Raw genomic sequence first — 22,714 nt, forward strand, 5'->3', positions numbered from 1 at the left:
ACCGACCGGACGCTGACCCGTAACTCCTTCGCGATGTCCGTGCTGCCCCGCCCCTCGGCGAACATCACCGCTGCTTCCATCCGGACCCGCTCGCGCAACGCTTGCCTCTCCGCGGTCAGACCCCCACCCTGCGGATACCTCATACACCCGGCATACCGCGACGATCACCGATCGTCAGCCCCTACGACAACCCGCCTTCAAAGTCAGTAGCAGATCCGTGAGCTGGGTGAATCCGGCAGCATCGTCGCTGTCCGCGTACTTGTCTGAGTGCACCACCGCGTACGAAGTTGTGTGCGCCACTGCTCAGGCCACATCGGTCTCCCGTTCGATGGCCTGGAGGCGGTTCTTGAGCTGGTAGCTGTTGCCGTTGATCGAGACGACTTCGCAGTGGTGCAGGAGGCGGTCGAGGATCGCGGTGGCCAGGACCTCGTCTCCGAAGACCTGGCCCATCAACCGCCCTTGATCCTCAGCGGCCTTCAGGTGGCGGACCATGTCGTGGAGGCTGGTGAAGTAGATCGAGTAGCCGGCCCGGCAGGCCGCGACCGCGAGGGCGACAGCGAGGTGCGTCTTGCCGACCCCGGGCGGCCCGAGCAGAGCGACGTTGGCCTTGTCCTCGACGAAGGAAAGAGTGGCCGGGTCTTTGACTTTGCGCGGGTCGAGGTCGGGCTGGAAGGAGAAGTCGTAGTCCTCCAGCGTCTTATGGTGCGGCAGCTTCGACAGTCGCAGCCCGTTGCGGAAACGGCGGTCATCCCGGACCGCGAGTTCCTCGGCCAGCACCAGGTCAATGAGCCAAATGAGATGACCACTTACGAGTTGGTGCGTGATAGCGGGTGAGGCGTGTTTGGCCTGCTCACGGTCGATTTCAGGTCATGACGGTGCGGTCCGAAACGCGGCTGGCGATGGCTCGGTAGGTGTCGGGCAGACGATCGCGTCCGTGGGTCCAGCGCATCAGTTGCTTCCAGCGTTTGTGATCGGCCAGGGCGTGCTCGACGGTGATGGGGTCGGATGAGTGGCTGTGCCGATCGCGTTCCCACTGTTCGACTCTGCCGGGCAGTGCTCCGGGCCGGGGCTTTCTGGGCGGGGTGAGTGCCTGGCCGGGATGGTCACGGCTCAGGCCCAGGTAGCCGTCGTCGAGTAGCACTTCGACGAGGTCGAAGTGGTGGAAGCAGCCGGTGATACCCGCGGCGCGAACCGCGGTCGCATCGTGCATCCGTCCCGGCCGCAGGCCATCGGACGGGCCAACTCCTCAACCAGCGAAGCCAGATGCACCGTCGATATGCCCGTGAAGAACGGATGCGCCAACACCGCCCGGTCGACCATGTCCCTCACCACGAGAGCATGCCCACCGCTATCGCGCGCCAACTCGCCATCCGGTACCCCCAGCTGGGTGACGGTCCGGCCGTCGCCGGTCATGGCGGCAAGCAAACGAGCGGCCGACACCTACCAGCGGCGGGGACCACGAGCGCTCTTGCCGTCCAGGGCCGGCGCCTCCGCCCCGGACGGATCATCCCCGGTCAGGTCGGCCAGGCCACCAGGGCAGACCGCGATGATGACCCGGCGCATCGTCAACCTGCGCGGTGCGATGCGTACGTTCAGCGAGGCCAGCGGGCAGGCACCACACCGGGCCAGAGTCTCCTGCGGGACATTGCGTGCCCACTGGGCGATGGCCATGTAGGACAGTGCGCCGGCCACGACCGCACAGGCCGAGACCGGCAGCACCCCCATGAACGGGTGACGTACGCCGCGACGATGGCGGGGATCCGGCAGCCTGACCAGCCACTCCACCAGCGAGCCTCGAACACCCCACCATCGCAGGCGACTTGACGAGACAAACGGCGGCAGACTGGCGGCACATCGGGGCTCCGGTTCAGCAGGGCGACTTGAAGGGACACCTGCTTCAACCGGAGCCCCATTGCTCATGACACGACCCGGCCGAGCATCGTCACAACGCTGTGACCAGCACACTCACCCGATCGTCCGGACTTTGGAACGGCCCTGCCCCCAAGCAGCTGATCAGCACAGCTACCGGAACTACAGCGGCCGTGGTAGAACCATCGCAGGCTCCATGGTGAGATGGTTCACGTTCCACCCGTCGAATACGCAGCCAATCACTACATGGAATCCACAAAACCCCAGGTCAAAACCACAATCTGAGATCTCTACCGACCCTGGGACGCTTCACTTCCGACCCCGCCGCCATCTGATGACAGTCCACGACTAGCGGCTGTGGTGGGCCGGCCGGCGGCGCCGATGATCTGCTCCCAGATGGCGAAGCGGACGGTCATCTCGGCTCCAGCCTGAGCACAGGCCCCGAACCGGCCCCACCGCCCCGACACGCCGTCAGAAGCCCACACACCCAACAACGTGACAACGCCGATCTTTGAGGTCGATGAAATATGGAATGCACAGAGAGAACCGACACCCCTGTAGGCAGATGGACCCTTGCCGAGCTCCCTCGGTTCAACAACCTGATACTGGCTGGTGAGGTCGAGCCAGAGATCATGGTCAGGGAGATGAATAGACTGCTTTTCACCCTGCCGCAGACCGATACTTTCTCGCACGACGAGGCCTGCAAATTGCTTGTAGAGCTCGGCATGTGGGGTTCCTCAGTGGGGATGCACTTCCAGAAACGTGATCTCGACAGGGCGAAAACCCATCCGTCGACTGGTCTGGACCAACTGGCAGTCGGATACCAGCGGGTGCCGTTCTTGGTGTACTTCGCGCAACTGGCTACAGCCTCAGGTACTGGACATCCGAATCGAGATGCCTACGCTTCTCTGATTAAGTGGAACTCACCGGATATGAGGGCGTACTGGAGCGGGGAGTGTGTCGCGCGAATCCCTAGCGTATATGAGGATGGCATCACCCGAACCTATACGGGCGACATAGGCGAAGTTCTATGCATTGAGTTGTTCGATCGCTGCGAGACCCTGGAGATGGCAGCCAATAGAGCGCTTTGGCCTATCTGGGAGCAAGGGTGTTCTGGCATGAAGCCAGACGAGATCCGCGACCGCTTCAACCAAGCCAACCACATGTTGATGGCAGCTCGCAGGTTGATGCTCGACGTCCAACATGGAGACGAGCGTGGCTCCATGTCTGCTGGCCGCTTCATGGACGTCTTCCGACAATTCGCCATTCACTGGGAGGTCGACGACGTACCTCCGAGCGGTACCCAGGATATCGAGTTCATCATCCGCGACTTGATGAGTGGCACCCAGCCATCGAAGCATCAAGCCCAGATCAGAAAGATCTACCCTGGCTTGCTCTCCAGCGAGCGAGAGCAGCTGAACAGAGCGATGCAGCATTCTCCGCTGCCCTTTATTCTTCTCGATAGGGTCGGCATCAAGAAGTTGGATCTTGATGCGATGAGCGATGGCGAGATCGCCAGCCTGCTCTCCAAGTTCCCGGAGATTGCTGGCTGCTATCTATGGCTCCGGGCTTCGGCGATGCTGTCAGCCACTCACTTGATGCTCTCCAAGAAATTTCTCTACAAACCTGCTCGCCAGCGCGAGGAGAAAGGTACAGCCGTTCGTACACCAGTACCGAACGACAGGGGGATAACTGGTTTGCCGGAGACGGTTCTCGACAAAATCAACGACGCGAGGAAGCGTCATCCGTTGTCCAGAATCGGTTCACTCGGCGGTCGCCAGATCTGCAGCATATCCGGCATGATGGCTCCGCCCGATCTGGACAGCACTCAAGCGTTGTCGTTGCTCGGCCTTCAGCCGCTTCCAGCCGTGAGCCAGAACCACCAATTGGGTGGTATCCCGAGCCCCCGTGTCGGCGAGGAGCTGGTCGAGCGCAGCGCGTAGATCGGCCGGGGCGATCTTGGCGGCGACGGCGATGTCGCCGACGTGGCCGTGCTCAGCGACAGCCCGGAGCACCAGCAGCTGCTCCGGGCCGAGCTCCGGCGTTGGCCTGTCCGCCGTCGGAGAGGCCACCTGCTGGGCAACGAACAGGTGGTGCACGATCACCGGGGGCTTGCGGCGGGGCGGGCAGTAGGGCTCTCGCAGATGTCGCGGACGTACTGACGGACGGTAACGGCCAACAGCCCGGTCTGCATGGCGATCTCTTGGGGGTGAGGCCGCTCGCGAGGTGCTGGGCGACGCGCTGCAGGGTCGGCGTCAGGGGTGTGATCGGTGCGCTGGTCGTCATGGGCGGGGTCACGGGTGTCTCTTTCTGGGCTGGGTGGACAGTCATCGGACTGGGCGCCGCAGTTCCCCGCAGGCATCGGGGGCCGGCGGCACGGACCCGTGCGCGGCGGACTGGATTCACAGGGTGCCGCGCACTGGGGTTCATGCCGCGGTGGGGCCGGGTCGCGCCCAGGCGGCTTCGGCGGCAAGGCGTTCGGACCACTGGATGTGGTCCTCGTCGAAGGCAGCGTCGGCAAGGCGTATGCGCTGGACTTCGCCGGTTCCGGCTAGGGCGTGTTTCGAAAGTAGCGTCGCCCGCCCGAAGGGCGGGGCCCGCGGCGTCTGGTGCGGTGCATCGCAAGGCGGAGGGCCGTCCGTGTACTGGGCGTATGCGGACGACCCCGACAACGCGGCGAGGTGCCGTGCCTGGGGGCACCTCCCAGCCGCCAGGCTGGGGAGTCGCGGGCCAGACGGGACTTTCGAAACACGCCCTAGTGCTGAATTCCACTTTTGGTGGCTATAGGTCCTGGTAGCGGGGCGGTTGCGGGTGCTCGGGGGCGGGTGCTGGGTCATGGTGCTGAGGGCACGGCCGGGTCATGACGAGGGTGAGCAAGCGGTGGTCCACCGCCTGTCGTCGGCCAGAAAAGCGCCGAAGGGTTTGGTGGAGCGATGCCGGATGGTGGAACTGAGCTGGAACGGGTGGCTGGTCCCGCAGATTGCTGATGAACTCAGGTGCAGTCAGAAGACGGTGCGCCGCTGGCTGCACCGCTTCAACCGCTCGGGACTGGAAGGCCTGGAAGATCTTGGCGGGCAGGGCCGCAAGCGAAGGATCACCGAGGCCGAACGCTCCCGGATCATCGGCCTGGTCAAGCAGACCCCGCCCGGACGGCTCGAGGTCCGGCCGTCCAATGAGATGTGGGCGCCGGACGAGGCCGGCCCGGCGGAGTGGACCCTGGACGCACTGGCCGCAGCCGCTCAGGAACTGGGCATCCAGGTCGGCCGTTCCCAAGTGCACAGGATCTTGCTGGCCGAGGGCATGCGCCGACGCCGCACCCGCTCCTGGGTCCGTTCGAAGGATCCGGACTTCGAGGGAAAAGGACGCGGATCATCGAGCTCTACACCAGCCCGCCCGACGGCGCGACGGTGGTCTGCGCCGACGAGCTCGGCCCGGTGATCCCACGTACTATCCCGCCGGCGCCGGGCTGGTCGCCGGACGGACACCGCATCAAGAACGAGATCGACTACTCCCGCGGACCGGAGAAGACCTGGGTCTACGGCGCCCTGCGCCCCCGTGACGGTCAAGCGGTCACGATGACCGCCACGTCCCGCAACAGCGTCTTCTATCAGCAGTTCCTCCAACTGGTCGAGGACGCCGACCCCGCCGGGGACATCTACGTGATCACGGACAACCTGTCCTCGCACAACAGCGTGTCCACCCGCACCTGGCTCGAAGACCACCCACGCATCAAGCACGTCTTCATCCCGGTCGGCGCCTGCTGGCTCAACCTCCAGGAAGGCTGGTGGCGCATCTTCCGCAAAACCGCCCTGGCCGCCCGCTCCTTCGCCGACCCCAGCCACATCACCCACGCCACCCGCCGCGGTCGGCCAGCAGCAGCATCCCCGGCCGCAGGGAACCCAGGACCGCCCGGGCCGGAGTCTGCTCTCCGGTGCGAAGGGCTGCGAGCGCGGCTTCGAAGATGACATGGGTGCCGCACTCCACCGGGCCGACCATGCGCAACTGCGGGTAGCCGACGTCCTGTTCACCCCGCCCTGCGCGGGGAGGGCGACCGAACGCCTCCACGTTCGCCTTCGTGTCGGGCACGTCGAATGTGGTGCCGTCGATCGCGGCCAGCGGCCAGTCGCGGTAGAAGGCACCCTGAGTGTCCCCTGTGGCAACTGGACGGCACACCCGCGCGAACAGCTGCCGCAGCGGCGTTACACCCAGCCGAGACCTGGCTTTCCAGATCACCGCCGTACTCGGCACCACCCACGACGCACGCCAATGCCGCGCACCCTGCAAACCCGCGGTCAGCAGTCGGGCGACCTCCTCATAGCTCTGCCCCGAGAACAGACACATCGCCAACACGAAGGAGACCACCAGCCGGGCCGGCAGCAGCCGGTTCCGCCTGCTGCACCCGGCCCGTCTCCGCCAGCACCTCATCCACCAGCGACTGAGGAAACGTCTGGGGCAGCACCCCGACCGCGACCCGGTCCGACAACCGCTCACCAGATGACTTCATTTGACCCGCTCTTGGCACATCAGCGACAACGACCGGATTGCCCCTAAGCTACCGGTATTGGTGCTAGGGTGATAGCGATGTGTAACGCTTTCAGGCGTCACGCCGAGCCGGCGACTGTGGATCACCTATCGCCGCGCCGCCGCAATTGGTGTTCCCCTATCACGTAGTTGACCGGCACTCGGTTCACCGCAAGATCTATGCGCTGCTTGGGCAATCTCAAGCATGGCTCCGCACAGTTGTGAGTCCTACCCTCCAGGTGTGACATACAGCTACATCGAGCGGGCGCACTCACGACCTGTCCCGGGCGCCGCCTTCTCAGCCCAGATCCAGGCGGGCGCGCGGCCGGCGTGGTCCAGGATCGACGCAGCACGGGTGGGATGTGGCACCCTCGGTGACCCGCAAGGAGGCGGTGGCGCCAGGGTATTTCGTACCGACCACGCCGCCTTACGTGAGCGGATCGTCGAGCTGGTTGCCGACGGGCGGTTCGTGTACGAGCGCGAGTGGACCCCTTCGGCTTTATCGAGTTGTCAAACTCGCCAAGCCACGTATTCCCTGCCCATTACTGGGCGCTGTGACTCAGCCGTCGTAAAATTGTTGCCAGTTCGCCGGGTGGTGTGCTGTATCCGGCGTTTGGGATAGTAGGCCCATCGTCCGTCCTTGCCCACCCCACAGTTGTCGTCGGCCTGATTCTGCGACAGCGATGCAGGATGGCGAGCTGATTAGCCACTGGTAGCCATAGGCCAACGGCAGGGAACGTGCCCGTCGGAGCGCCGCAGCCTCTCCCTGGTACTGAACCGGTGGGTCTGCGTGCGACGTTGATTGCACAGCGTGCGCGGTTCGGCGCTTTCACGCGGTGGGGAGTCGGCCTTCATTGATTCGTGATTTTGCATGGAAGCGTCTGGGGAGGTGCCCGCCAGGCAGAAATGACGTGGTAGGCGCCTATCGAATCTCTTTGTCAACGGGCATCGATTACGCGTTTGCCACACGGCAGACAATCGGAAGTCGCCGACGCTTGACGAGGAGCCATCATCCGAGCGACATCAATCGATCGGACTCGAGGCAGGCCTTCTTGTGAGGCCTGCGTTTGCGGATCAAGAATTGCAGAGGCCTGATGTCCCACACACTCACGATCGCGGTTGTCGAGCACCACAGTCTAGTTCGCCGGGGGATGGCGAGCCTGCTCTCTGGGCTCCCGCTAGTCGAACTGATCGCGGTGGTCGCCGAGCCCACGGACCTCGACCCGGCGCTCCCGCGTCCGGATGTCGTGGTGCTCGGGCCGTCGCCCGACAGCGAGCGCTCCCTCGAGGTGGTGGTCAACCATCTCGCAGGGTTCGGCAGGGTGCTGGTGGTCGCCGACTTCACCCGGCCACTGGTCGCCACCGCTCTGCGAGCTGGCGCCTTCGGCTGCGTCACCCGGGATGGCGGGGACGACGAACTGATCCACGCGCTCACTACCGTGGCACGCGGCGGTGTGCACATCTCTCCGGCGCTCACCCCTCGGTTGCACGCCGAGCTGCGGACGCCATCGATGTCAGCACCCGCGTTGCTCGCCCACCGCGAAGTCGAGACGTTGCGGTGGCTGGCAGCCGGATTGACGCACCGCCAGATAGCGCATCGCATGGGGCTGACAGAGGCTACCGTGAGCACGTATGTGAAGCGGATCCGCAACAAGCTCGCCGTGGGGAACAAGGCCGACCTGACCAGGAAGGCCATCGAACTCGGCCTCGGGCCCGGGGACTCCCACGTCTTGCCGGACGGACGACCTGGAGGCGGCCGGGTGGAGGCCTTCCGGCCCCAGTGAGGATCGGCCGCCAGCCTCTCGGGCGGGGCGGGACCTGACGCCTCACAGACTTCGGCCCAAGTCGAGGAACCAGTCGGACGCACCGAACGCGCCCACTGCCATGGCGACCGCGGTCCCACCCATCACCGAGGTCACGCCGGTCAGCCACCCAGGACGGCTCCTCAGCGGACGCTCCGGCCGGGGCGTCAGGTGCCGCAGGCCGTAGCCGATCATACCGACCGCGGCCAGACAGGACACTGCCGGTGCTTGCCACCCCGACCACCCGAAGTTCCCGGAACCAATGACCAGCAACATGCACAGCCCGGCGGCCCTCGCCCCAGCGATCAGGACTACCTCGACGACCCCATTCGCCTCCCCGGCGCACAGCAACAGAGCCATCCCGAGACAGGCCACCAGCCCTGCTCCGTAGGAGGAATCGGACGCGGCCGCCGCCACCAACACCGTCGTCAGTACTGCGGCCAGTACACACGTCCATCCCATGAGCACGGTACCGGCGACGTGCATCGCTTCGGCTACCCGGTCCTCGTCGTAATCCTCCTTAACTGAGATGCGACGTGCCTCATTCCGTCGGTAGACGTAGGCGACCAGGCCGCTCGACGCGGGCGCGGTACAGGTCACCAGGACGAACACGACCGCCGCAACGGCCGAGGCCGACTGGGTGCCGTTCGCGCCGAGCAGCGCGAGCACGGTGCCCAGAACCGCTGCCATCAGGGTGGTTGCCAGCAGCACTACGCAGGCGATCACACCGAACGCCGCGACATACGCCAGCACTGCACCGACCAGGGCACCCACCAGCAGTGCGTCCACGGTGAGCCCGCCCTGGGTCAGGAGCCCGACCGCTCCGCCCGGCCTTCCGGCCGCGCCCAACGTGCGCCCGGCGAGCGCCAGCAATGAGACCGACGTCAGGGCGATCGCCTGACGCAGCCACCACGACACCGGCCACCGCCCTTCGCCAGCCGCCCAGGCCAGTCCGGGCAGCAACAGCCCGGTGCTGACCGCCAGGTCGGTCAGCACACCTGCGCCGAAGCGGCCGCTCGCCTCGATCTCCGTGAGCGCGGCGACCAGCCAGCACAGCCCGAGGGGGGCGCCGTCGCCACTCGGGTGCGCACGTCCCAGAGCCGGTCGAGGGTTCCCTCGGCCGGCTCTGGGACCCGCTCCGCCACGTCGTACACCACCGGCTCGTCGAACTCGTCGGCGGCCACGTCCCGCAGGTGGAGCACCTGCCCAGTCGACAACTCCCAACTCGGCCAATGAGTGTTCCAGGGCGAACGCAACGCCAACGGTGTCGGCCAGGGGACAGGCGGACGGCATAACTTCGGCGTCCTGTTCATGGCAGAGCCCGGCACGGGCGTTGACGTAGCTGACGATTGGCGCGTGGGACGGCACTGCCAGGTCGACCCGACGGCGCGCGCCCACAACGGTAATTCGGCAGTGCTCATCCACGAAGAATGCGTCCCTTGAAGTACACAGTGAGGCGTAAGCCATTCTGCAGCCAATTTGATGTGCCGACGAGTACCCAGTTTTGATGTCCCTTTCGAGGTCTCCCACGACTCGGCCCGCCGCCCGGATGGCAGGCTCTCCCGGTATCCCGCCCCACCCGACCGGCGTGGCGGCGACGGCCGTTGAGAGGTGTCCCCGATCGAGGGCGGAGTGATACAGGAAACAGGGGGTGCTTGTCACCTGCTCTGGTGCCGGTGTTGCCGCAGTTCTTGACGAGTGGCTGGATCTGTATCCATACTCCTGGCTGAAAGAGGGTTTGGGTGTGCACTGCACTTGATTTCGATGTGGCTTTCCCGCGACCGGATCAGGTCGTACACGGGTGAGTCGGTGTCAGATTGTGGTGGTCCCGCGGCGCTGAGACTTGTCCGGCGCAGAGGTCAGAGGGGCGGCTCGAAATGTTCCAGTCTCAACTGTAAGGGCGTTGGCGGCCTTCCCCGGTGCCCCCTTTTGGTGAAGGTCCCCTCCCCGCCCCACCTGCTGGGCGCCGACACGCGGTGGGGCCGCGTCGGCCCTCCCGGGCCTCCCCTTCCGGGAGGGCCGACGTATCTCGAAGGAGTGAATCAGCCCGAAGATCGTTGACCACAGGAGCGACTTAGCAGCACAGCCCCTAAACGCCCTCTCATAACTCCTGTAAGCGGACGAGGCCGTTTTTTAATCCCGTTCCGTCCTGATTCGCACCCAGGAGTCAATGGGTGTCAGATCACGGCGAACCAGGCGCTATCGGGCCGTCGTGAATTACTAAACGACGCTTAGGGTGAGGGGGTGGAATGGATCGACTGACTATGAGTGTCATCAATTCTCAGACCAGTGAGATTCGTGGAGGGTTCTCCCTGAATTCCATGATGTCGGACGCCTCACCTGAAGTATTCGACACGTTTAAGCAAGGGTGGGAGGCGCGGATCGGCGACGGATTTCGGCTACCGACTTTCAGCGCGACCATGAAAGGGAATTTCCGCGTCAAAACGCGCGCTACCAGGGTTCACGACGCGGCGATTACTGATGTTCGCAGTGCGTCCTCCATCCAAACGTCCGGAGCCGTATCCGAGGTAGATGATCAGGTAAGGATTTGGGTGATGCGACGCGGTGAATGGGCTCTGGATGGCACTCGTGAGCATGGTCAGTACGTGGTTGTGGCCGGCAGTCTCCTGCTCCGGCATGTTGGGCGACCGTCGAACTTCAAGGTGGCCCCGCATATTGAAGGTAAGATTGTGGTTCTACCCGCCGACTTGACCGGCCCTTGATCGGTGATCTGAGTGTTTCCGGACCTGCGGACTCAGCCGAGATACCCACGCGAACATGGTCCACTCTACGATGAACAAGCTTGGTCCGGCCGGCGTACATGCTGCTCACGCAACGCTGATCGAGCTGGCCAAGGCGGTAGCGGAAGGCCGCTTTGACGACGTAGAACCTCGTGGTGCGGGACAACGTCGCCGAACTCAACGCGGTCGGTTACGAAGGCATCAACGCCAGCGGGGACATGTACGTGGTCGGCAACCGCCTGGTCGGCAACCGGGTGGGCCTGACCACCGACTCCGACCACCAGGAGAAGCTGCTTCCGCAGCAGGGTGCCGTCATCGCCGGCAGTCTGATCGCTGCCAGCCGGCAGAGGGCCACCCCGGAGCACGCTGACGGCGGGTGGGGCACCGGCATCGGCGTCGGCGGCGGCAGCGACAACCAGTTCGTCCGCAACCGCGTCGCCGGCAACAGCAACGCCGGGCTGGTGATCACCGCAACCGCCGACCTGCCTCCGGTCGGCAACCAGATCGTGGACAACACGTTCACCGGCAACGGCGTCGACGTCGGCTGGATGTTCCCCACCGCTACGCGGGGACGGGGCAACTGCCTGCGCGGCAACGATCTGCGAACCACGGTGCCCGCCCGGCTCGCGACGACCGCGTCCTGCCCGCTTCCGGCCCAGTCGCTCTCGCCGGCCGGCCGGTGGGCGATGCCGACGGCACCCGGTGGCATCCCGGAGGTCGCGGCGCCTGGCCCGCATGTGTTACTGCGCCTCCTGCAGGGCCCGGCTGCCGAGGAGCGTGACATCCTGGCCGTCCAGCGCCGCGAACGCGCCTGCATCTGCGGCGAACGTCAGCGGCGCTGGGGCCGGCCCCGGATGCAATGCAGCGTGAGCAGTCCACACCTGCGGACCGAGTAGGGCTGCTGTCCGGTCACCGGCGCCTGCTCTGGATCTCTTCCAGGTCGACGAACGTGCTGGACGGCGGTGACTCGCCACTGGCCGGCGGGGCGTCAGAAGTCGTACGGCTTCTTGGTGTTCCAGTTCAGCACGTCGGCCTCGTTCCAGCTGAACTGCGGCTTCTGGCCCTTGGCGTCGACGGAGTAGAAGGGGCCGTTGTGACCGTCCGCGCCGCGCAGCGCGATGGCGAACGATTGCGCCGTGTGGTTCTTCGAGCCGTAGTCGAAGAGGTTCACCGCGCTGTATGCCTTGTCTCCGGGCCGGAGCGTGATGTGCTGGTCGCCGCCCGGGTTGTCCTTCTTCGAGTGCGGCAGTGCGGCGCCGTCCACGTCCCCGCCGAGCTTGACGGCCGGGTACGAGGTGACCCAGCACGGCTTGGTTCCCTCGTTCGACGCGGTGATCAGCAGGTGGTCGCCCTGCTGGCCTGCGAACCGGTGCACCGCGGTGACCAGCATCTCGTCTCCGCGGCACTGCTGGTCGCCGACCGTTGCGCCCTTGCTCGCGACCTCGTCCGTCCCGCCCGAGGCGGTCGCCGAGCGCGTCCCCTTCTTGGTGGCACCAGCGCTGTTGGTCTGCTGCTCATTGCCCTTGCCGTCCCCGTTGGACGTGGGCCGGCTCTGCGCGGTACCAGTGGCGTGGTCGCCGCCAGCAGCCTTCGAGTCGTCGTCGGCGCCGCCGCAGGCGGTCAGGCCCAGCGCCAGCGCGGCGGTGACGACGGCCAGGCCGGCAAAACGGGCGGTACGGCGGGCACGGTGCGTGGTCATGATGAAAGCTCCCCCATGGTCGGTCAGGACGCGGCACCTCCCTGCCCCCGCAGGACGACCGGCCGCATCGACTGTTTCGCTGCACCCCATGAGATGACGCCGGGACGGGCGTCGTTCACCCGGATCTGTCCGCATTCGGTAACAAGACAACCGGGCGCAGCCACACCGGTGTTCACGCCGTGACCGTCAGCAGTGCAGCGCCTGCGGCCGCTGCGGCACAGAGATGGCCACCAGGCGCTCCCTGCCCCGTCCACGAAACGGTTCGCCGACGATCCACCGCGTACACGACCCCCGCGAGACATCGGCCAAGGGCTGAGCGTGGCCCAGAGCAGCGGCATCCTGCACGGCCGACCCAAGCTGGCCGCGGTCAGTCTCGGCATCCACGAAGCGGTCGTGGCCACCACGACGCGTTGAGGGACTCGATTGCGTTGGTGGTGCAGACGACCTGCCGGATCGTGTCGGGCAGGCCCAGGAAGGGCACGAACTCGCTCCATGCCCGCTCCCAGGTTCCGGCGATCGACGGGTAGCGCTTGCCCCACGTGGTGTCGAACTCGGCGAGCCGTTGCCGGGTCTCTTTCTCGTTGACGGCGGTGTAGACGGGCTTGAGATCGCGGGCGACCTCGGCCCAGTCGCGACGCGAGGCATAGCGCAGACTTGCGCGGATGAGGTGGACCACGCAGGTCTGCACCACAGTCCTGGGCCAGACGGTGTTCACCGCATCGGGCAGGGCACTCAGCCCGTCGCAGACCAGCATGAGCACATCGCGGACACCTCTGTTCTTGATCTCGGCCAGGCCGGTCTGCCAGTACTTGGCACCTTCTCCGCCGTCCCCGGCCCACAGGCCGAGGATCTCGCGGTATCCATCAGCGGTGACCGCGATGACCACGTAGACGGGCCGGTTGGCGACATGACCGTCCCTGATCTTGGTTCTGTCGACGATCTTGTGATCCAGCGCGGGAGGTGTCACCGTGCGAGCAGAACGCGTTTGCGAAGGAGATCGAGGCCGGCCCGGCCGAACATCTGGCGTTTCAGCATCTTCAGCCGGTTGATGTTGCCTTCAACGGCGCCTGAACTGTGTGGCAAGGTCAGACCGTTGTGCACGGCGTCGAAGTCTCGGCGGAGGTTGCGGGCGAAGCCCGCAAGTGGAGCCAGGGTGTCGTGCTCGACGCCGGCGATCCACTCCTCGAGTCGGTCGCCGTGGCGTGTAGTCATCATGACGGCGAACTTCCTGACGTGGCCGGTGAGCCGGTCCAGCTCGGGGTGGCGCTCACGCAGGCGGTGCAACTTGTCGGCATCGCCGTCGCGAAGGTGTTCGGGATGGGTCATGATCCATGAGGTGACCTCGCGAACCGAGGGAGGCTTGGGGCCGACGACGGGTGCGTGTCCGCGCCCGGCGCGATAGCGCCGCAGGTGACGCTGGACGGCCAACTCTCCTCCTGGATAGCCGAGTTTCTGGATCTCCCGGTGGAGCTGTGCGGCATTTCTTATGCCTTCGTTCCAGCGTCGGTGCAGGTAGCCGACGTACGGGTCAACGACATGCGCCCGCTGCAGGCTCTTGGCGACGACATCATCAGCGGAGCGGGCGTTGACGAGTTGAGAACATGATCCGCGTCGCCGCGAAGAGCAGCGAGGAGAAGGAAGCGGTCCGCCCGGCCGGCGCCTGGGGTTACATCGGCCACGCAACAGCCAAGAGCAGGGGCTTTCACATAGCGGTTGCACCTCCGGGCGGCGCGGGAGGTGGAACCGGGTATTCGCAGAAGGACTTCAAAGCTTGCTCTGCCGAGGCGGACAAGAAACTACCGGGTCTGGCAAACACCGACGGCTGGAAGCTCGTCCGGACCCTTTTCGATCAGTCATTCCAGCAGACGGGTACGGACCAGCGAGTGGTCACCGCCCGCAAACGCTGGTCCGCATGCATGACCGCAGCGGGACATCCCGCCCAGGATCCCGAGGAACTGGCCGCAGGGCCCTGGGACACAGACCGGCCGACTGTCAATGAGATCGCCGCGGCCACGGCCGCCGAATCCTGCACCGGCTCCTCGCGTCTGGCCGCGGACTACTTCGCCGTACTCACCGGGTACCAGCGGCAACTGATTTCCGCCAACTCCGCCGCCCTGACCGCCTACCAGAAGCAGGTCGCCGAAGGCACCAACCAGGCAGCGCGCCTTCTCGCGGGGTCTTCCGGGAGTCTCAAGCTTTCCTCGACCTGAGAGTCGACCTCTCCTAGCCTCGGGCTTTCATGAAGCGGGTTGTCCGACAAGCGGTCAGGAAAGCAGAAAGTGCCTCTGACCTACCTTGACCTGCAACGATAGGACTTGCTGAGGGTCTTGTTGGCTGCAAGAAAAAGAGCACTTCCCAGGTGAGAGAGCCTATCTCGTCGTACCCGCGTGTCCGTGTCCAGGGAGACGGTCGACAGGTGGTCTCGCAGGCCGGTGCGGTCCTACTGCTGGAGACGGTCCGCAAGATCGGCCTTGACCGGGCGGTATCCGCGCAACTGGCGTCCTGGCGCAAACCGCGGGCCGTCCACGATCCCGGCAAGATCCTCCTGGACCTTGCTCTGGCGGTCACGCCGGGCGGGGACTGCCTCGCGGACGTCGCGATGTTGCGGTGTGAGCCGGCCGTCTTCGGTCCGGTCGCTTCCGACCCGACGGTCTCCCGCCTGATCGACGCCCTCGCCGCCTCTGACGAGAAAGCCCTGCAGGCCATCCGGTCCGCACGGGCCGAAGTCCGCAGCCGCGTCTGGTTGCTGGCGGACAAGCACGCCCCGGACGCCAACGGGCAGGTCACAGTCGACCTCGACGGCGTCCTCGTGATCGCGCACTCCGACAAGGAGGACGCGGCCGCGACCTGGAAGAATCTCAATGACTGTGTCAAGCCGTCTGAGTGACCGGCGGGGCAGGAGGTGAAGAGCCTCTTGTCACGCAGCATCGCCCAGAGCACGTCAACCCGGCGCCGGGCGAGCGACAGCAGAGCCTGTGTGTGCAGCAGCCCCTCGGCCCGCTTCTTGAGGTAGTGGTCGCAGGAGGGGCCTGGCCGCAACATCGCGGTTTGCGCAGCCATGTAGAAGATGTGCCGCAGGCGCCGGTTGTAGCGTTTGAGCCGACGGCAGTTGCCAGTGCGGCGGCCGGAGTCCCGGGCGACCGGGGCCAGGCCCGCGTGCGAGGCCAGGCGGCCGGCGCCGCGGTAGCCGGACATATCGCCGACGATGGCAACGACCTCCGCTCCGAGGATGGGGCCCATGCCGTGCATGGATTCGATGATCTCGGCGCGGTCGTCGGCGCGGAAGGTCTCGCGGATCTCCCGGTCGTTGTCCCTGATTCGCTCGTCCAGGGCCAGAAGCTGGTGGGCGAGGTCGCAGACCAGCTTGGCGGCCCGGTTCTCGCCGGGTAGCGCGATCTGCTGAGACTGGGCGGCCTCCTCGGCCTTGACCGCGACGGTGGCAGCGCTGCAGACTTTGCGCCGTTCCAGCCAGGCCGTCAGCCGCTTCACGCCGATCCGACGAAGGGCGGCCGGGGTCTGGTACTCGGTCAGCATGACGACCGGGCCTTTGGCCGCGGAGAGGTCGAAGGCCCGCTCCAGGGCAGGGCAGATGCCGATTAGAGGGTCGCGGAGCCGGTTGATCAGCCGGACGCGGTCGGCGATCAGATCGGCCCGGTAGTTGGTCAGCACGCGGAGCGTGGTGACCAACTCGGGCGGTGTGTCCAGCAGTGCGAAGTCCTTCGGCCTCATGCGGGCCTGGTCGGCGATGACCCGGGCGTCGCGGGCGTCGGTCTTGCTCTCGCCCCGGTAGGCGCCGGACATGCGGTTGACCGTCCGGCCGGGCACGTAGACCACCTGCTGGCCGCGCGCGGCCAGCAGAGAAAGCAGCAGCGTGGAGGCCCGGCCGGAGATGTCCACTGCCCACCGCACCTCGTCGGCCCGTTCGCAGGCGGTGTCGATGAGGGCGAGAATCTGGGTCTCATGTTGATCACCTTCGTCGAGAACACCGTCTCGCCGTCGGTGTCGACCGCGACCGCGACCGCCCAGTGGTGCCCCTTGCCAGCATCGATGCCGACCCATATCCGCGCATGAGACGCACTCAACGTCGCTCCGTTCCATCGTGACCAGCGCTTTCGTGGCCAGAGGAACACTCCGCCGACGCTTCCCCAATCAGCGATGCTCGCAGCTCTCAATCAGCAGTCGGAGCGTCCCGGAGGACTGGGCGGCCATTCTTCCAGAGCCACAAGCGGCAAAGACCTACCAGCCACACCCGGCCCTTCTGGACCACCCACATTCTTAAGGAAGACCTACAGCCACCACCCCCTGACCGCCTTCGTCGACCATGGCCCGGGCGGAACCGGAGAACCGGTCGCCGCCTTCCTCAGACCGGGGAACGCGGGCTCGAACACGGCCACCGACCACATCACCACCGCCCAACTGGCCCTGTCACAGGTGCCGAAGAAGTACCGGCGGGGGCGGCAGACGCTCATCCGCGCGGACTCCGTCGGCGGCACCCACGACTTCGTGTCCTGGCTCACGAAGCGAGGCCGGTGGCTGTCCTATTCGGTCGGCATGGTGATCACCGACACCATTCACCAGCACGTGCTGAAGATCCCGGCCTCGGCCTGGACACCCGCCGTCGAGACCGACGGCAAGGTCCGTGGCGGGGCCTGGGCTGCCGAGCTCACGGGCAAGTTGCCGGACGGCTGGCCCGAGGGCATGCGGCTGATCGTCCGCAAGGAACGTCCGCATCCCGGAGGCCAGTTGAGGATCACCGACGCGGACGGTATGCGGATCACGTGTTTCGCGACCAACACCCCTGATCGGCCGATCGCCCGAGCTCGAGTTCCGTCACCGGCTGCGGGCCCGTACCAAGGACCGGATCCGCGCCACCCGGTCCACCGGACTGCGCAACCTGCCCCCGCACCACACCGCGCAGAACAAGGTCTGGCTGGAGATCGTCCAGATCACGCTCGACCTGCCGGCCCGGATGCCCATGCTCGCCCTGACCGGCCAAGCCCGGCTCTGGGAACCTGGCCCTGGCCCCACGAGATCACGGGCGCCCTCGAACGACTCACACTCCTGCCCAACCCGGACTGACCAGCAACCTTCCCACCCCACGACAGCACCACCCGACGCGACAGCCGGACCACCGGCCTGCTCACCGCCCACCCCGAAAACCGAAAAGGTCCGCCGACTCCGTCGACGGACCCTCACGAAAGATCGAGGTTAGTAGCACGGCTCCCCAAGGCGGTGATTTTGATCAGTCACGTTGTCATGAGCCTTTGAAGCCCGATGAAAGTCACCCCCCGGAACAAGGAACGGCCCCCGGGTTCCCGGTAGATCGTTCTGCTCTAAAGGGCCGGCGAGGCCTCGTTTCTGTTTGCGGAGGCCTCGCCGAATCGTTTATTTACCTCGAGTCTTCACTGTTCCCGCCACAGCTCGTAGACGTTTCCCCCACGGTTGTACCTACATTGGTGCGGCAGATCCACGTTAGGACCCGTAGGGCCCCCAACAAGCTTCTGATAGCCCGCCTCGCAGGCGATGGCAGTAGGGTACCAATATCCCGTGTAGTACCAACCAGCAGCTGAAGCGGACGTCGCAGTGGTCACGATTATAGAGACCCCGAGAAGTGCACCGACTACGAACTTTTTCATGATGACTCTTTCCGTGATCATCGCGTAATTCTTAGTTGTGTAGTGCCAGACGAAAACAAGGAGGGCTGGGCCGGGCGGGTAGGGGTGGGTGCGGAATCGGCGGTGAGCGGCGCTGTCGGTGCGCACTCACCGGGCCGGGTCTTGCAACTGCAGCATATGCCCCGGGAGACTGGCCCTGTCGTGGAGCCTGTGGTGTGACGTTTTCCTTGATTATGGTTCTCTGCATTGGCGCGTGGCCATATTTGAGATTGCTCAGAGATCGATCGAATATTGTGGTACGCCAGCGTGATCGAAAGTCGGACGACTAAGTGGTCGGTTCCAGAAGTCCTTCGGGGGTTGATCAGGCTGCCAGCGCGACGGAAGGTTCCTGGTGATCGGTGGCGTGCCGGTCGAGTCCGGCCAGCAGATCGTCCAGGTCGGAGGTGGTGAACTTCCACTGGAGCGGCTGTGCCGTGGCGTTGTAGCGGTCTTCGAAGGCGCGGAGCCGGTCTGCGACCTCGGTGAGGTCGGCGAAGTCGTCGGGCGAGACGACCTTGCGCTGGACGACGGAGAAGTGGATCTCCACCTGGTTCAGTCAGGAGGCGTGGGCCGGGGTGTGTACGAGCACAGCGTTCGGGAACACGGCGGTCAGCCGGTCGGCGGCCTTCTTGCCGCGGTGGGAAGAGCCGTTGTCGACGATCCAGAACACGCGCTTCGCGCTGGCGTAGGACTCTTGGGTCATGACCTGGGTGACCAGATTCATGAACGGGTCGATGCCGGTACGTGGCTCGGTGCGGCCGAACACCTTCGCGGCGTGGACGTCGTAGGCGGCCAGGTAGGCCAGGGCACCGCCGCGGCTGTAGGTGTGGTTGACGCGCATGGCTCGAGCCCGGCCGGGGGCGAGGGTGGGGTGGCCGCGGCAGCGGGCCTGAATGAAGGTCTTCTCGTCCGCGCTGATCACGTGCTCGTCCTCGCCGAGCGGCTGGCTCTGCCAGGTGCGGGCGTACAGGTCCAGCACGCGCTGGGCCTTGGCGAGGAAGTCGGGATCGGTGATGAAGATCCAGGAGCGGTGCTGCCAGGGCTTGAGCGCGTCCTGAGCGAGCCAGCGGCGGACGGTGGAGGCCGACACGAAGGTGGCGATGCCCCGGGCCGCGGCCTCGCGGGCCAGCTCGGGCGCTGACCAGCGTGACAGCGGCGCGCCGGTCTCAGCGGGTAACCGGCAGGCCAGCGCCTTGACCTCGGCAGTCTGGAGCGCGGTGAACGCCGACGGGGCGACCCGAGCGATCGCGGTCGCCCAGGCCGCCCAGGCCCTGGTCGGCGAACCGGCCGCACCAGCACCGGACCGTGTCCAGATGCAGGCCGGTCTCCCGGGCGATGCGCGCGTTGGAGCGTCCACGTGCGGCCTGCAGGACGATCTGCGCGCGCATCCACAGCCGGTACTCGGTCTTGTTGCCGTAGGCCATCAGTTTCAGCCGCTCGCGCTCGGCAGCACGCAAGATGATCGGACGGGCAGCGGCAACAGGCAAGGCAGAGAGGCCGATCGAGAGAAGCGGATCAAGGAGAACCTACGCTGCCTCATGCGGCCGCCGCGTTTCAACGCCCGGCGGTCGTGTGGGAGTGCGCAGGGTGCACTGCCCCGCGGCTGTGCGGGACCCGTACGCGACGAACCCCCAAGGATTGGGCCCTTGGGGGTTCTTGTCGCAGGTCACCTTCCGCGAAAGGACGACCTGCATACCCGGCATGACATCTGCCGTTGCCACCACACAGCGGCCCCCGCTGCCGGTTCGGCCGACGCCGCACGAGCGGGACGGGCGACAGCCCATGCCCGCCGACGGCTGGCCGCACCCGCAGCGGTCCGCCGTTCCGGACATCGACCCGATGATGAGCGAGGCGCTGCGCCGGGTCATCGACGATCAGATCGGTCCGCGGCAGCCGGGCGCCATCCATCAGAACGCGGACGGCGCATTCGAGGTGATCGCGCTCATCCGCGACCCCAAGGGGACGCGCGAGCTGTTGAAGCGTCACGGCGCGCAATGGCAAATCTGTCTGTCGTCGCTGCCCGGTCATCGAGCAGTGCCTCCAGTGGGTGCTGGAGTCCGGTCAGGACTCCGGCGTCTGGGGTTGCCTGTCCGAGGACGAACGCCGCGCGATGAAGCGCCGCGCCGCCCGCCGCCGACTCCGGGCGGGGAAGGCGGCGACCTGATGCGTGCTCGGCTGGCCGCCATCCGTGCGGCACTTATGGCAGTGCTCCGTGTGCGGCTGCTGGTCCGACACTCCGGAGTGCCAGCACCGCTCAATCCGTCACTCATACAGGCGGGCCGTGCCGCGCACCATCGCGCGGCACGGCCCGCCCGCACCCTCGGCACTGACCATCGCCTGACCCGCCTGCATTGCAGCCGCCGCTGTGACTGCCGCTGCGGCCTGGGAGGCGGGGCACCGCGTCACCGATGTTCGGAGGACCGGCCGTGCTAGGTCGGGGGCCCGATCCATGACCGGTTCGCCCAGCTGCAGGACCGCTACGAGGCAACGCAGCACGGCGTTGCAACCGCATGACTGGACTGACGGTTGCCTGTTCCGCCTGCACCGGACGCCGTACCACAGCTAGGTTGGCACGCTACGCGTCACCAGCCTGGATCACGGGTTCGTTCAGCTGAAGGGAACGGCGTCCTTCGGGTCGGTGTGCCAGTTGGTGACGATCGGGTGGTCAACAGTGATGGTGCCGACCGGCAGGGAAACCGGGTTGGGGTCGGCGTCACCGACGGCGACGATGATGCTGCCCAGTTCCTTGCCACCGTTTCCGTTGGTGGTCTTCGGGTTCACCCCGGCGTAGGCGATGGTGCTCCCGCTCAGCTTGATCTGCTTGCCGGCGGTCTGCTCCGCGGGACCCGCCTCGGTGCCGTCGGATCCGAACGCCACGGTCGGAAGCGCGGCGGGCAGGTAGCAGGTGATCCCCGGCTTCGCCTTCGCGGCGATCAGGATGTATCCGCCGGCCTGGGTCTCGGACCTGGTGCTCCAGGAGATGTCGTTGGCGCCGCAGCTCTGCCCGACCGGCTCCCGCTTGCCGTTGCCGGTGTCGGCGCCGGAGCCGGAGCCGGAGCCGGCCGCGTCCTCGGTTCCCTTGCCAGTCGCGTCGGAGCCCTTGCCGGTGCCCTCGTTGCTGCCCGCGGCCGATGAGCCGGACGGGGTGACCGCATCGCCAGCCGGAGTGGCGGACGAAGAACCCTGCGCGGCGCCGGTGCCCGTGGCCGCGTTCGAGTCCTGGCACGCCGTCATCAACATGGCGCCGCCCACGATGGCTGCGGAGACGAGAATGGCCTTACGACGGTTGTCGGACATGAAATCCCCTTGGTAACCACTGGCCGAGGCCGAATCCGTTCGGCCTCTTGGTGCTTGCTTAATCACTATAGGGGGGCTGTGAACCGAGAAGATCCCGGCGTCTTCGTTCCAGGACATCGCTGTCGCAGACCGGTGACATGGGTGGAAGGACCAGGGTCGGTCCCGTACGCCCCCATTCGGTGGTCCTGGTGACAACACGCCTGCCTTGATGACAACTATCGCGCTCCGGCACATCACCGCTAATCCGAAGCGTGTCACGGGGGCCCTCCTCAGAAATCCACGTCCAGGTAGTCGATGTCGTTGATTTCCACGTCCGAAATCCCTAGTGCTGAATTCCGCTTTTGGTGGGTATAGGTCCTGGTAGCGGGGCGGTTGCGGGTGCTCGGGAGCGGGTGCTGGGTCATGGTGCTGAGGGCACGGCCGGGTCATGACGAGGGTGAGCAAGCGGTGGTCCACCGCCTGTCGTCGGCCAGAAAAGCGCCGAAGGATTTGGTGGAGCGATGCCGGATGGTGGAACTGAGCTGGAACGGGTGGCTGGTCCCGCAGATTGCTGATGAACTCAGATGCAGTCAGAAGACGGTGCGCCGCTGGCTGCACCGCTTCAACCGCTCGGGACTGGAAGGCCTGGAAGATCTTGGCGGGCAGGGCCGCAAGCGAAGGATCACCGAGGCCGAACGCTCCCGGATCATCAGCCTGGTCAAGCAGACCCCGCCCGGACGGCTCGAGGTCCGGCCGTCCAATGAGATGTGGGCGCCGGACGAGGCCGGCCCGGCGGAGTGGACCCTGGACGCACTGGCCGCAGCCGCTCAGGAACTGGCCATCCAGGTCGGCCGCTCCCAAGTGCACAGGATCTTGCTGGCCGAGGGCATGCGCCGACGCCGCACCCGCTCCTGGGTCCGTTCGAAGGGTCCGGACTTCGAGGGAAAAGGACGCGGATCATCGAGCTCTACACCAGCCCGCCCGACGGCGCGACGGTGGTCTGCGCCGACGAGCTCGGCCCGGTGATCCCACCTACTATCCCCAATGCCGTGTAGTTAGGCGTGTGGCTGATGTGTCAAGCGGTCTGAGAACAGACGGAGCTCCTGTGAGAACCGTGTCGACCAAGATCACTGTTCAGCAGGAGCTCCGTTG

Annotated in this window: 17 protein-coding genes and 10 pseudogenes; 12 read left to right on the forward strand and 15 right to left on the reverse strand. The window is 66.0% G+C overall.

The window, feature by feature from the left end; genetic code table 11:
• Positions 1-303: 303 nt before the first annotated feature.
• From AB0L95_RS39705 to AB0L95_RS39715, 3 genes and pseudogenes are all read right to left on the reverse strand, one after another.
• Positions 304-792, reverse strand: a pseudogene (locus tag AB0L95_RS39705) (ATP-binding protein); the annotation flags it as partial.
• 70 nt (positions 793-862) lie between these two features.
• A pseudogene (locus AB0L95_RS39710) lies at positions 863-1,264 on the reverse strand (transposase); the annotation flags it as partial.
• Between the two features lie 176 nt (positions 1,265-1,440).
• Positions 1,441-1,920 carry a transposase family protein gene (locus AB0L95_RS39715; RefSeq protein ID WP_365171184.1) on the reverse strand — a complete coding sequence of 160 codons (480 nt, stop codon included), beginning with the start codon at positions 1,918-1,920 and terminating at the stop codon, positions 1,441-1,443.
• Between the two features lie 593 nt (positions 1,921-2,513).
• On the opposite strand from AB0L95_RS39715, the gene AB0L95_RS39720 reads away from it, so the two are divergent.
• The 3 genes from AB0L95_RS39720 to AB0L95_RS39730 all read left to right on the forward strand — a co-directional run bounded on the left by AB0L95_RS39720 (position 2,514) and on the right by AB0L95_RS39730 (position 5,834).
• Positions 2,514-3,812, forward strand: a complete 1,299-nt coding sequence (locus AB0L95_RS39720; protein ID WP_365171186.1) for a hypothetical protein — start codon at positions 2,514-2,516, stop codon at positions 3,810-3,812.
• A 937-nt stretch (positions 3,813-4,749) separates the two neighbouring features.
• On the forward strand, positions 4,750-5,307 hold the full coding sequence (locus AB0L95_RS39725; protein ID WP_365171188.1) for a helix-turn-helix domain-containing protein: 558 nt from the start codon (positions 4,750-4,752) through the stop codon (positions 5,305-5,307).
• Positions 5,277-5,834, forward strand: coding sequence for a transposase (locus AB0L95_RS39730; RefSeq protein ID WP_365171190.1), 558 nt, complete (start codon positions 5,277-5,279; stop codon positions 5,832-5,834). The genes AB0L95_RS39725 and AB0L95_RS39730 overlap by 31 nt, the downstream gene beginning before the upstream one ends.
• Positions 5,835-6,057: 223 nt before the next feature.
• Here the strand turns inward: AB0L95_RS39730 and AB0L95_RS39735 are convergent.
• Positions 6,058-6,294: pseudogene (locus AB0L95_RS39735) on the reverse strand (transposase domain-containing protein); the annotation flags it as partial.
• Between the two features lie 1,247 nt (positions 6,295-7,541).
• On the opposite strand from AB0L95_RS39735, the gene AB0L95_RS39740 reads away from it, so the two are divergent.
• Positions 7,542-8,174 carry a response regulator transcription factor gene (locus AB0L95_RS39740; protein ID WP_365171192.1) on the forward strand — a complete coding sequence of 211 codons (633 nt, stop codon included), beginning with the start codon at positions 7,542-7,544 and terminating at the stop codon, positions 8,172-8,174.
• 42 nt (positions 8,175-8,216) lie between these two features.
• On the opposite strand, the gene AB0L95_RS39745 is transcribed toward AB0L95_RS39740, so the two are convergent.
• From AB0L95_RS39745 to AB0L95_RS39755, 3 genes and pseudogenes are all read right to left on the reverse strand, one after another.
• The gene (locus AB0L95_RS39745; protein ID WP_365171214.1) at positions 8,217-9,188 is read right to left on the reverse strand and encodes a hypothetical protein; all 972 of its coding nucleotides are present in this window, start codon (positions 9,186-9,188) and stop codon (positions 8,217-8,219) included.
• Entirely contained in the window at positions 9,182-9,394 is a 213-nt protein-coding gene (locus AB0L95_RS39750) for a hypothetical protein (protein ID WP_365171216.1), read from the reverse strand. Before AB0L95_RS39750 ends, AB0L95_RS39745 begins: the two co-directional genes overlap by 7 nt.
• A gap of 19 nt (positions 9,395-9,413) precedes the next feature.
• Positions 9,414-9,659 (reverse strand): annotated as a pseudogene (locus AB0L95_RS39755) (EsaB/YukD family protein); the annotation flags it as partial.
• 797 nt (positions 9,660-10,456) lie between these two features.
• On the opposite strand from AB0L95_RS39755, the gene AB0L95_RS39760 reads away from it, so the two are divergent.
• Both AB0L95_RS39760 and AB0L95_RS39765 read left to right on the forward strand, forming a co-directional pair.
• Positions 10,457-10,915, forward strand: coding sequence for a hypothetical protein (locus tag AB0L95_RS39760; RefSeq protein WP_365171194.1), 459 nt, complete (start codon positions 10,457-10,459; stop codon positions 10,913-10,915).
• A gap of 167 nt (positions 10,916-11,082) precedes the next feature.
• Positions 11,083-11,664: pseudogene (locus AB0L95_RS39765) on the forward strand (NosD domain-containing protein); the annotation flags it as partial.
• A 257-nt stretch (positions 11,665-11,921) separates the two neighbouring features.
• On the opposite strand, the gene AB0L95_RS39770 reads toward AB0L95_RS39765, so the two are convergent.
• The 3 genes and pseudogenes from AB0L95_RS39770 to AB0L95_RS39780 form a co-directional block, all read right to left on the reverse strand.
• Positions 11,922-12,632, reverse strand: a complete 711-nt coding sequence (locus tag AB0L95_RS39770) for a DUF4232 domain-containing protein (RefSeq protein WP_365171196.1) — start codon at positions 12,630-12,632, stop codon at positions 11,922-11,924.
• 406 nt (positions 12,633-13,038) lie between these two features.
• Positions 13,039-13,557: pseudogene (locus AB0L95_RS39775) on the reverse strand (transposase); the annotation flags it as partial.
• A 38-nt stretch (positions 13,558-13,595) separates the two neighbouring features.
• Entirely contained in the window at positions 13,596-13,958 is a 363-nt protein-coding gene (locus tag AB0L95_RS39780; RefSeq protein ID WP_365171198.1) for a transposase, read from the reverse strand.
• 54 nt (positions 13,959-14,012) lie between these two features.
• On the opposite strand from AB0L95_RS39780, the gene AB0L95_RS39785 reads away from it, so the two are divergent.
• The 3 genes and pseudogenes from AB0L95_RS39785 to AB0L95_RS39795 all read left to right on the forward strand — a co-directional run.
• A complete protein-coding gene (locus tag AB0L95_RS39785; protein WP_365171200.1) occupies positions 14,013-14,237 on the forward strand; it encodes a hypothetical protein in 225 nt (74 codons plus the stop codon).
• Positions 14,234-14,842 carry a hypothetical protein gene (locus tag AB0L95_RS39790; protein ID WP_365171202.1) on the forward strand — a complete coding sequence of 203 codons (609 nt, stop codon included), beginning with the start codon at positions 14,234-14,236 and terminating at the stop codon, positions 14,840-14,842. The genes AB0L95_RS39785 and AB0L95_RS39790 overlap by 4 nt, the downstream gene beginning before the upstream one ends.
• Before the next feature lie 149 nt (positions 14,843-14,991).
• Positions 14,992-15,486: pseudogene (locus AB0L95_RS39795) on the forward strand (transposase); the annotation flags it as partial.
• A 16-nt stretch (positions 15,487-15,502) separates the two neighbouring features.
• Here AB0L95_RS39795 and AB0L95_RS39800 read toward each other — a convergent pair.
• Positions 15,503-16,618: pseudogene (locus tag AB0L95_RS39800) on the reverse strand (IS110 family transposase).
• A gap of 292 nt (positions 16,619-16,910) precedes the next feature.
• Between AB0L95_RS39800 and AB0L95_RS39805 the strand changes: the two are divergent.
• Positions 16,911-17,711: pseudogene (locus tag AB0L95_RS39805) on the forward strand (transposase); the annotation flags it as partial.
• Positions 17,712-18,608: 897 nt separating this feature from the next.
• Here the strand turns inward: AB0L95_RS39805 and AB0L95_RS39810 are convergent.
• From AB0L95_RS39810 to AB0L95_RS39820, 3 genes are all read right to left on the reverse strand, one after another.
• Complete coding sequence (locus AB0L95_RS39810) at positions 18,609-18,833, reverse strand: hypothetical protein (RefSeq protein WP_365171204.1); 225 nt, start codon at positions 18,831-18,833, stop codon at positions 18,609-18,611.
• Positions 18,834-18,842: 9 nt separating this feature from the next.
• Positions 18,843-19,376, reverse strand: a complete 534-nt coding sequence (locus AB0L95_RS39815) for a hypothetical protein (protein ID WP_365171206.1) — start codon at positions 19,374-19,376, stop codon at positions 18,843-18,845.
• A 76-nt stretch (positions 19,377-19,452) separates the two neighbouring features.
• On the reverse strand, positions 19,453-19,773 hold the full coding sequence (locus tag AB0L95_RS39820; protein ID WP_365171208.1) for a helix-turn-helix domain-containing protein: 321 nt from the start codon (positions 19,771-19,773) through the stop codon (positions 19,453-19,455).
• Between the two features lie 512 nt (positions 19,774-20,285).
• Here AB0L95_RS39820 and AB0L95_RS39825 point away from each other — a divergent pair.
• Positions 20,286-20,450 (forward strand): annotated as a pseudogene (locus tag AB0L95_RS39825) (WhiB family transcriptional regulator); the annotation flags it as partial.
• Between the two features lie 443 nt (positions 20,451-20,893).
• On the opposite strand, the gene AB0L95_RS39830 reads toward AB0L95_RS39825, so the two are convergent.
• Positions 20,894-21,583 (reverse strand): hypothetical protein, encoded by a 690-nt coding sequence (locus AB0L95_RS39830; protein WP_365171210.1) that lies wholly within the window; start codon positions 21,581-21,583, stop codon positions 20,894-20,896.
• Between the two features lie 447 nt (positions 21,584-22,030).
• On the opposite strand from AB0L95_RS39830, the gene AB0L95_RS39835 reads away from it, so the two are divergent.
• Positions 22,031-22,588 carry a helix-turn-helix domain-containing protein gene (locus AB0L95_RS39835; protein ID WP_365171212.1) on the forward strand — a complete coding sequence of 186 codons (558 nt, stop codon included), beginning with the start codon at positions 22,031-22,033 and terminating at the stop codon, positions 22,586-22,588.
• Positions 22,589-22,714 lie beyond the last annotated feature (126 nt).

It is taken from the genome of Streptomyces sp. NPDC052036, from assembly GCF_040680495.1.
Taxonomy (GTDB): Bacteria; Actinomycetota; Actinomycetes; order Streptomycetales; family Streptomycetaceae; genus Streptomyces.

Excerpts from the sequence above, each read along its gene's own strand:
- AB0L95_RS39715 (WP_365171184.1), bottom strand. The coding sequence starts at position 1,920 with ATGAGCAATGGGGCTCCGGTTGAAGCAGGTGTCCCTTCAAGTCGCCCT.
- AB0L95_RS39720 (WP_365171186.1), top strand. The coding sequence starts at position 2,514 with ATGAATAGACTGCTTTTCACCCTGCCGCAGACCGATACTTTCTCGCAC.
- AB0L95_RS39740 (WP_365171192.1), top strand. The coding sequence starts at position 7,542 with ATGGCGAGCCTGCTCTCTGGGCTCCCGCTAGTCGAACTGATCGCGGTG.
- AB0L95_RS39760 (WP_365171194.1), top strand. The coding sequence starts at position 10,457 with ATGAGTGTCATCAATTCTCAGACCAGTGAGATTCGTGGAGGGTTCTCC.
- AB0L95_RS39770 (WP_365171196.1), bottom strand. The coding sequence starts at position 12,632 with ATGACCACGCACCGTGCCCGCCGTACCGCCCGTTTTGCCGGCCTGGCC.
- AB0L95_RS39780 (WP_365171198.1), bottom strand. The coding sequence starts at position 13,958 with ATGACCCATCCCGAACACCTTCGCGACGGCGATGCCGACAAGTTGCAC.
- AB0L95_RS39790 (WP_365171202.1), top strand. The coding sequence starts at position 14,234 with ATGATCCGCGTCGCCGCGAAGAGCAGCGAGGAGAAGGAAGCGGTCCGC.
- AB0L95_RS39830 (WP_365171210.1), bottom strand. The coding sequence starts at position 21,583 with ATGTCCGACAACCGTCGTAAGGCCATTCTCGTCTCCGCAGCCATCGTG.